The 7,541-nt window shown below is 43.4% G+C and carries 7 protein-coding genes and 1 pseudogene; all 8 read right to left on the bottom strand.

Going from position 1 to position 7,541, the window contains the following annotated elements; genetic code table 11:
- The coding region (locus AC1U9Z_RS17300) for a UxaA family hydrolase (protein ID WP_479958470.1) at positions 1–843 on the bottom strand (843 nt) is incomplete at its 3' end.
- A gap of 5 nt (positions 844–848) precedes the next feature.
- Positions 849–1,127 carry a UxaA family hydrolase gene (locus AC1U9Z_RS17295; protein WP_333529943.1) on the bottom strand — a complete coding sequence of 93 codons (279 nt, stop codon included), beginning with the start codon at positions 1,125–1,127 and terminating at the stop codon, positions 849–851.
- A 312-nt stretch (positions 1,128–1,439) separates the two neighbouring features.
- A complete protein-coding gene (locus AC1U9Z_RS17290; RefSeq protein ID WP_479958469.1) occupies positions 1,440–1,889 on the bottom strand; it encodes a tripartite tricarboxylate transporter TctB family protein in 450 nt (149 codons plus the stop codon).
- The gene (locus tag AC1U9Z_RS17285; RefSeq protein ID WP_479958468.1) at positions 1,882–3,405 is read right to left on the bottom strand and encodes a tripartite tricarboxylate transporter permease; all 1,524 of its coding nucleotides are present in this window, start codon (positions 3,403–3,405) and stop codon (positions 1,882–1,884) included. The genes AC1U9Z_RS17290 and AC1U9Z_RS17285 overlap by 8 nt, the downstream gene beginning before the upstream one ends.
- A gap of 275 nt (positions 3,406–3,680) precedes the next feature.
- Positions 3,681–4,130, bottom strand: coding sequence for a tripartite tricarboxylate transporter TctB family protein (locus tag AC1U9Z_RS17280; RefSeq protein WP_479958467.1), 450 nt, complete (start codon positions 4,128–4,130; stop codon positions 3,681–3,683).
- Positions 4,123–5,646, bottom strand: coding sequence for a tripartite tricarboxylate transporter permease (locus tag AC1U9Z_RS17275; RefSeq protein WP_479958466.1), 1,524 nt, complete (start codon positions 5,644–5,646; stop codon positions 4,123–4,125). Before AC1U9Z_RS17275 ends, AC1U9Z_RS17280 begins: the two co-directional genes overlap by 8 nt.
- Before the next feature lie 339 nt (positions 5,647–5,985).
- Entirely contained in the window at positions 5,986–6,984 is a 999-nt protein-coding gene (locus AC1U9Z_RS17270) for a tripartite tricarboxylate transporter substrate binding protein (protein WP_479958465.1), read from the bottom strand.
- 217 nt (positions 6,985–7,201) lie between these two features.
- Positions 7,202–7,541: pseudogene (locus AC1U9Z_RS17265) on the bottom strand (D-galactarate dehydratase); the annotation flags it as partial.

The raw sequence follows: 7,541 nt of genomic DNA, 5'->3' as shown, positions 1-7,541 counted from the left end.
GGAAGTATCCATGAAATGCAGACCTTTGCCCTGGGGAGCTTCAGCTGGAGTCAGTACGCTTTGTACTTTGGCTACTTTACCGATCTTTTGGATGTTGCCAAGGGCTTTTTCTTCGATGGTGGTTAAGCCGCCGGCGATGTTGCCCTGGGTGGGCTGGGTGCCGCACAGGTCTACACCTTGGCTCTTAATGAACTCATCATAAGCGGTCCAAGTCTGCATAAACTTTTCTCTTACTTCTGGGGTAGCGCAACGCTCTGCTACTAAGTGTTCACCACCGGTTAACTCGGAGGTTTCACCAAAGAACAGGGTCAGACCCATGGGGTCCAGGCGGTCATACAGACGACCGATGGAGGGGTTAGCAGCTAAACCAGAGGTGGTGTCAGACTCACCACATTTGGTGGAAACGGTTAGTTCATTTAGTTTGCATTCAGTTCTTTGCAGTTCAGTGGCGTACTGAACGAATTCTTTGGCTTTCCAGGAAGCCATTTCCACGGTTTTGAAGTCACCATGACGCTCAATGTAGAAACCAGCAACTGGTTTACCAGTCTTAGCAATACCTTCAACAACCAGATTGGTCCAGTTGGGTTCGATACCAATAACAACTACAGCAGCAACGTTGGGGTTGCAGCCAGTACCGATAAGGGTACGGAAGTGCAGATCCAAATCTTCACCAAACTGCAGGCGGCCATAGGGGTGAGGTAAAGCCATGGTGCCTTGTACATGTTTGGCAACTGCTTCGCAGGCTGCGTTGGAAATATCATCTACTGGTAAAATAATTACGTGGTTACGGCAACCAACTGCACCGTTTTCACGGCGATAACCCATAAAAGTTGGGATGTTCATAATGTTTACCACCTTTCCGTTTTCAAGTTGTGAGTATGTACGTGTTCACCTTTTTTGATGTCAGCTACGGTTTTACCAACGGGGATATGGTACTTGATCATTCTTTCACCATTGGCAATGTCTTTCAGGGCAATTTTGTGGCCCAGAGGAATGTTGCTAACTGCTTTAATTTCGATGGTTTGGTCAGAGTCTTGAATTTTACCGGTTACAGTTTCACCAGCTTCGATGTCAGCCACTGCTACCCCAACCATATCTTCGGGGTCGTGTACCAAGAATTTAATCACGGAAACTCCTCCTCATTATTATGTATTGTCTATAGAACTTTCACAGAGGGTTACTATACGCTAACCTTCCGTAAGCTCAAATCTATATTGGTATGTGGTATTACCTTGATATAACTGTAACACTGTTATTTTTGCAAGTCAACTAACAAACCTGCGAAATATAGTCTTGTCTCGCCATATTTTCTATTTGACTCCACATTTCCCCTTTTTCTGGCTTTTTTCACCTGTTCTTCTTTATACGCTCTCAAAAAATAATAACGAAAGAGCCCTGTTCTGAGTTTAGAACAGAGCTCTTTTGTCATAGACAACACTTTAGAAGAAAATTCCCGTAGGAGTCGGGACATCCAGGAACATCGAAAAGGTGCCATATACTGCCACAATCATAATCACTGCAAAGGCTGTGGAAGCGCCAAAGGATTTCAAGTTTAAGCCTTTATCATTAAGGAACCAAGACATCAATAATAGGAATACGAAGCTGGAAACATAAAAACCAATAAAACTAATTGCTGCAACATAAACCACTGATGCCACTACCATCAGCACGCCACGGCGATAATCAATATTCACAGCGGCCATTGATTTGCCACTCTTGTCCAAAAATCCTCTGACCAGCATAAAAAAACCGGTTAAGACCAAAAACACTTCAACTACCAGAGGAAATATTTTGCTTTCGAATTGTAAATCGATTCCCTGCAGGTAAAAAACCGCTGCTACTAATAGAGTAACTATACCAGTTAAGATATCCGCCATTTTATTACTCAATGGATGCACCTCCCTCAGCTGCTAATGACTTGGCTGCACGTTTTTTCAAGAAATATGGGGTCATTACAGATGCCAAGGTTAAAAGAATCAGTACTAAGGAAATAGGGTGAGTAAAGAAAACAATCCATATGGAACCCTCTGCACCGGCAATGGCCAGTGATTTGCCCAGGTTTTCCTCAATAATGTGGCCAAGAATAATACCTAGAGCCATTGCACCCGTATCCAACCCTATACGGGAGCCAAAGTGACCAATTAAACCAAAGACAATCATCATGGCCACATCCATCATGCTGTTACGGATGGCATAGGAACCAATGACAGAAAGTACTACTACACCAACGCCAACAAAGGTGGTAGGTACGTTAAGAATTCGGGCAGTACCTTTAATTAAAGCTAAACCAATAAAGAACATTAAAATGTTGGCCACAATCAGGGACATGATGAAGGTATAAGCTATATCACCATTTTCCGAAAAGATCTTAAAACCAGGGGCAATACCATGGGCCAGCAGACCACCCATAATGATGGCTGCCACAGCGCTGCCAGGGATACCAAGGGTTAACATGGGTATTAGGGAACCGCCAATAACTGCGTTGTTGGCACTCTCAGAGGCCACAACACCCTCAATGGCACCTTTACCATATTTTTGGGGGTTCTTATCCCAACGCTTAGTTTCGTTATAAGTGATAATGGAAGCAATCTCACCGCCAGCACCTGGCAAAATACCTACGAAGGTACCAACAATGGAGGAACGCATCAGATTCGTTTTACATGTTTTTAAAATCTTTGTTATAACCCTCCTTGCTGCACCCTTGGAGGGATTGTATTCAGCAATGAATTTATCTTTACTACCAATTAGACTAATTACCTGGGAGAAAGAAAACAAACCAATCATGGCCGGAATAACATCAATACCTGCCACCAAGGCATCAGAGCCAAAGGTAAACCTAGGTGTACCAAGCATGGGGTCTAAGCCAATACCGGCAATCAACAAACCGATACCCCCGGAAATCAGACCCTTGGCTACATTGTCCATGGACATGGCTGCAATGGTACTTAAACCAAAGATACAGAGCCAGAAGAACTCCGGAGCACCAAACTTCAAAGATGCGGTAGCCATAGGTACTGCTAAAAAGGCTAAAAACAAAGTACCGATAATACCTCCGAAGGAGGAGGAAAATAAGGATGAAATTAATGCCTCATCGGCCTTACCCTGACGGCAAAGGGGCCAGCCATCAAAGGTTGTGGCTACCGCCGAAGGTGTTCCGGGCGTATTAATCAAGATGGCTGAGTTACTACCACCATAAATAGCACCGGAATAAATGGCACCTAACAGGACAAGGCCCGTTGAGGGCTCCATGGCAAAGGTCAGGGGCACCATCAGGGCCACACCCATGGTAGCTGTTAGCCCAGGGAGAGCACCAATAATGATACCGCCTGCCATGCCCATTGAAGCAACTAGTAAGTTAATCGGAGTCAATGCATTCAGCAAACCTGCCAGCATTTGTTCTAACATTGCATAGCACCTCTTTTCCTTGATATGTTAATTGATCATCAGTTATTTAAAAAATTTTAATTGGATTGTTTCCTCCCTTCGTTCAATAATCATGTACCTTATTATGTTTTATATTGATTTTGCTATAAGCCGCTTATCGAACGAATCATAGCAAAGTCAACATCAGCCAGGCAACTCCTCGTAATATCAAATTTGTACGCAACCCGTCTTTTTTTAAAAGTTGTTGGTCTCGGCAACTTATAACCCCTGTCTGCTGACAAGGGCATAAGGGTTTTTTAGAAAAGGATACCTACAGGAGTCGGCACGTCTAGGAACATGGAGAAGGTGCCGTATACAGCCACAATCATGATCAAGGCAAAGACGGTAGAAACACCAAAGGATTTCAAGTTTAGGCCTTTATCATTGAGGAACCAAGACATCAACACTAAGAATATGAAGCTGGAAACATAAAAACCAATAAAACTAATTGCTGCAACATAAACCACTGATGCCAGTACCATCAGCATGCCGCGGCGATAATCAATATTCGCATCACCCATGGCTTTGCCACTCTTGTCCAGAAATCCTCTGACCAGCATAAAAATACCGGTTAAGATCAAAAACACTTCAATGACCAGGGGAAATATATTGCTTTCAAACGCCAAATCAACTCCCTGAACATAAAAGGCTGCCGCCACCAAAAGGGTAACAATACCGGTTAAGATATCCGCCATTTTATTACTCAATGGATGCACCTCCCTCAGCTGCCGCTGACTTGGCTGCACGTTTTTTCAAGAAATATGGGGTCACCACAGATGCCAAGGTTAAAAGAATCAGTACTAAGGAAATGGGGTGAGTAAAGAAAACAATCCATATGGAACCCTCTGCACCGGCAATGGCCAGTGATTTGCCCAGATTTTCCTCAATAATGTGGCCAAGGATAATACCTAGAGCCATCGCACCCGTATCCAACCCTATGCGGGAGCCAAAGTGACCAATTAAACCAAAGACAATCATCATGACAACATCCGCCATGCTGTTACGGATGGCATAGGAACCAATGACAGAAAGTACTACTACACCAACACCAACAAAGGTGGTAGGTACGTTAAGAATCCGGGCAGTACCTTTAATTAAAGCTAAACCTATTACGAACATTAAAATATTGGCTACAATCAGGGACATGATGAAGGTGTAAGCTACATCACCATTTTCGGAAAAGATCTTAAAGCCAGGGGCAATACCATGGGCCAGCAGACCACCCATGATGATGGCTGCCACAGCGCTGCCAGGGATACCAAGGGTTAACATGGGAATTAGGGAGCCGCCAATAACTGCGTTGTTGGCACTCTCAGAGGCCACAACACCCTCAATGGCACCCTTACCATATTTTTGAGGATTTTTGTCCCAGCGCTTTGTTTCGTTATAAGTGATAATGGAAGCAATTTCACCGCCAGCACCTGGCAGAATACCTACGAAGGTACCAACAATGGAGGAACGCATAAGATTCGTTTTACATGTTTTTAAAATCTTTGTTACAACCCTCTTTGCTGCACCCTTGGAAGGATTGTATTCAGCAATGAATTTGTCTTTACTACCAATTAGACTAATTACCTGGGAGAAAGAGAACAAACCAATCATAGCTGGAATGACATCAATACCTGCCACCAAGGCGTCAGAACCAAAGGTAAACCTGGGTATACCAAGCATGGGGTCTAAACCAATACCAGCAATCAACAAACCGATACCACCGGAAATCAGACCCTTGGCTACATTGTCCATGGACATGGCTGCAATGGTACTTAAACCAAAGATACAGAGCCAGAAGAACTCCGGAGCACCAAACTTCAAAGCTGCGGTAGCCATAGGTACTGCTAAGAATGCAAGAAACAATGTACCGATAATACCTCCGAAGGAGGAAGAAAATAGAGATGCAATCAACGCTTCATCGGCCTTACCCTGACGGCAAAGGGGCCAGCCATCAAAGGTTGTGGCTACCGCCGAAGGTGTTCCGGGCGTATTAATCAAGATGGCAGAGTTACTTCCACCATAAATTGCACCGGAATAAATGGCACCTAACAGGACAAGACCAGTAGAAGGATCCATGGCAAAGGTCAAGGGAACCATCAGGGCCACACCCATGGTAGCTGTTAGCCCAGGCAAAGCACCGATGATAATGCCGCCTGCCATGCCAAGTGAAGCAACTAATAAGTTAATTGGCGTCAATGCATTGAGCAAACCTGCCAGCATTTGTTCAAACAACTGGTATTCACCTTCTTTCATTAGTATATAGTGATATTTTTTAGGAACCATTAAGAAACATTGCGGCTGTGGACTAGCCTAGTTACTAATATAACAAATATGATTCCTTTATGCACTAATTTGAGGTATTACATATTTACCCGGGTATTCAATTAACTGTTTTATAAAGAAAGTATTAGTGTAAAATGTCTTCACTTTTTCCCTAATAATTTCCCCTGCTACTCTTTGATGCCATTGAGGGTAATTATTTTTATAAGTAATCACCATTAATTTAAACAATAAGTCTTATATTCACTTCTAAAGGGTGGGAATTTATTCCCTACCCTTTAGAAGCCCTAATTATTTCTTAAGTAGATTAAATCTGGTTAATAATTCTTTCGCTCTTTCATTCTCGTCCATGACAAATTTCTCAAAATCTGCACCATTCAGATAATCATGGGGTTGTCCAGCCTTTTCCATATCTTTGATATAATCAGGATCGTTGCAAATCTTTTCAAAGGTGTCCCGCAGGAAAGTTAAGCTTTGTTCAGGAATACCTTTGGGTGCTACAAAGCCACGACGAATGTCGGATACTACATTGACTCCTAGCTCCTTTAGAGTCGGTACATCAGGCAGTGGTTCGTACTTTTCCTCGGTAGCAATACCCAGAATGGTCATGGAATCCAAACTACGCATTACATCGTTGTAGTTACCAATCATGACATCCAACTCACCGCCCAGCAGGGCTGCGTTCTGGTCAGCAGCACCTTTATACACAACCTGGGCGACCTTAATGCCAGTTTTATCTTGCAAGTCTAGTAAAGTCAAATGGTGACCCGTGAAAGTACCTACAATACCCATTTTTAATTTTTCGGGGTTAGCTTTTGCAAAATCAATAACTTCTTGAACAGATTTAAATTTGCTGTCTTTTCTAACTACGATAACCTGAGGATCATTTACAACCTGAGCAATGTAATCAAACTGATCTACACTAAACTGTGCCCCTTGACCCAAGGGCTGCAGGTTCATATGGGGTACGTTTACGCCACCAATGGTGTAGCCGTCAGCCTTGGACTTGGCAATTTCAGTAAAACCAATGGCTCCGCCGGCACCAGATTTATAAACAAAGACCCAGGGTTGTTGTGGTACATATTTATTCCAGTATTTTTGCATAATACGGGCCTGTACATCACTGGAACCACCAGCTGTAAAGGCGATAATCATATTAACCGGCTTTTCAGGGTACTTAGAGGCAGCGTCACCACCCTTATCACCTTCTTTTTTACCAGCACATCCGGTTACCAAGCCAAGGGTCATGACTAAAGTTAAAACAATTGCTAGTAACTTAATTTTGCGCACCAAAAGACCTCCCTCCAATTTTTGAGCTAACATCTGTGCTTTCACATAGCCAGAACCAAACCACGAGAGCATTAATTCTGAATATTTTACCAATTTAGAACAAATTGATTAGTCGTATTCTTCTGCTCACTTCACTCTAATTAACAAAGATTCTATTATTGGTAAAGGTACTGACCTTCAGTCAGTACCTTTACCTCTCAGTAAATACCCTACTGAATTAAGCGGAACGATAAAGCTTGGTTAGAACGAATTCTTTATGACCCAGGGTCTCGGCGTTCGTGTTACGTCCGTTCAGGGTGCGGATCATCATTTCCATTAACTTATCTGCAGCACCGTCCAGATCCATTTCACCGCGCAGGATACCAGTAAGTTCTACGTCAATGTGCTCAGACATGGTTTCTACGGTGATGGGGTTAGCAGATACCTTAATTACAGGAACGATGGGGTTACCTACAATGTTGCCCTGGCCGGTTGGGAAGAAGTGCAGTACGGAACCAGCGGCAGCCATCAGGGTTACACACTCAGCAGCAGCTGAGGAAGTATCCATGAAATGCAGA

This window comes from Desulfotomaculum sp. (genome assembly GCF_982386235.1).
Note: the sequence above shows the minus strand (reverse complement) of the source record. Positions and strands in the feature narration are given on the sequence as shown.

Bases quoted from the DNA above. Each gene is read 5' to 3' on its own strand.
- AC1U9Z_RS17285 (WP_479958468.1), bottom strand. From the start codon at position 3,405: ATGTTAGAACAAATGCTGGCAGGTTTGCTGAATGCATTGACTCCGATT.